Here is a 584-nt window from a genome sequence, read left to right as displayed (position 1 = left end):
CCGAAGGCGCGCCGGATGTGGACGCCGCGGCCGCCGCGCTGATCCTGGAACAGTTTTTCAGAGAACACCCATGAGCGACCTCAAGCTGGATGCAGAAGGCCTGTACCTCGAGCTCCAACGCGGCGTGCAGCGCCTGCTGAGCTCGGACACCGCCCTGGTCGGCATCTGGAGCGGCGGCGCCTGGCTGGCCGAACGGCTGGCGGCGGAGCCATCGCTGGGCACATGGCGGGGCCTTGGCGTGGTGGTACAGGCCTATCAGAAGCGCGCGCCGCAGGTGATCGCGGGCCTCGCGCGGCTGGCGCAGAGCAGCGGCCGGCGGATCATGGTGCGCCTGGTCAAGGGCGCCTATTGGGACAGCGAGATCAAGCGCGCGCAAGTCGAGGGGCTGTCCGATTATCCGCTGTTCACGCGCAAGGCGGCGACCGACGTGTCGTATCTGGCGGTGGCGCGCGACATGTTGGACGCGCCCAACATCCGCCCGGCCTTTGCCAGCCACAATGCGCTGACGGTGGCGACGATCATGGAATGGGCGGGCAATTCGCGCGACTTTGAGTTCCAGCGGCTGCACGGCATGGGCGACGGGC

1 pseudogene is annotated in these 584 nt (G+C 68.5%); it reads left to right on the top strand.

Features of this window, described 5'->3' with window-relative positions:
• Window positions 1-184 precede the first annotated feature (184 nt).
• Window positions 185-584: pseudogene (locus AACY52_RS29445) on the top strand (proline dehydrogenase family protein); the annotation flags it as partial.

Origin of the sequence: Pseudomonas sp. EA_65y_Pfl1_P113 (assembly GCF_963970525.1) — a bacterium.
Taxonomy (GTDB): domain Bacteria; phylum Pseudomonadota; class Gammaproteobacteria; order Pseudomonadales; family Pseudomonadaceae; genus Aquipseudomonas; species Aquipseudomonas tritici.
This window is presented reverse-complemented; position numbering and strand designations above follow the sequence as displayed.